This is a genomic window from Rhizobacter sp. P3_B12, from assembly GCF_056402895.1.
This window is the reverse complement of the sequence record NZ_JBFUGN010001811.1, coordinates 1-502: the sequence shown is the minus strand read 5'-3', so window position 1 is coordinate 502 and position 502 is coordinate 1. Positions and strand designations below refer to the sequence as shown.

The following is a 502-nucleotide window of genomic DNA, read 5'->3' as shown; positions in this document are numbered from 1 at the left end:
GTGTAGTCGCGCAGCTTCGCGTAGCGCCAGCTGCCGTCGGCCAGCTGGCGCGGCTTGCTGTCGCGCCCGCCGCCGATCACCACCGCCTGGYCGCGCAGCTCGGGGTAGCGCAGCAGTTCGACGGACGCGTAGAAGGCGTCCATGTCGAGGTGGGCGATCAGGCGTCGGGTCATGGTGGTGGCTGTACGAAACCACAGTATCTCGCGGCGCGCTATTCTCCGCCACTTTCTACGCCACTCTGCTGCGCACCACGTCGCCCCTCCGATGCTGGATTTCCAAGCCCCGCCCATCGATGCGGCCCGCATGCGCCGCGCCGGCCGCGACCTGCTGTCGCTCGCGCTGATGGATGCGCGCAACCATTCGCTGCGCTGGCTGCAGGCCTTCGAGGACGCGCGCGTGGCGGTGCCGGAATCGCTGCGGCCCGCGGTGGATCCGCCGCTGTGGACGCTCGGCCACCTGGGCTGGTACCAGGAGTACTGGATCGGCCGCAACGTGCAGCGCC

The 502-nt window shown here is 70.1% G+C and carries 1 protein-coding gene and 1 pseudogene; one reads left to right on the top strand and one right to left on the bottom strand.

What is annotated here, in order from left to right; translation table 11 throughout:
* The coding region (locus AC1D01_RS38365; protein ID WP_477875272.1) for a Y-family DNA polymerase at positions 1-173 on the bottom strand (173 nt) is incomplete at its 3' end.
* A gap of 91 nt (positions 174-264) precedes the next feature.
* Between AC1D01_RS38365 and AC1D01_RS38360 the strand changes: the two are divergent.
* A pseudogene (locus AC1D01_RS38360) lies at positions 265-502 on the top strand (hypothetical protein); the annotation flags it as partial.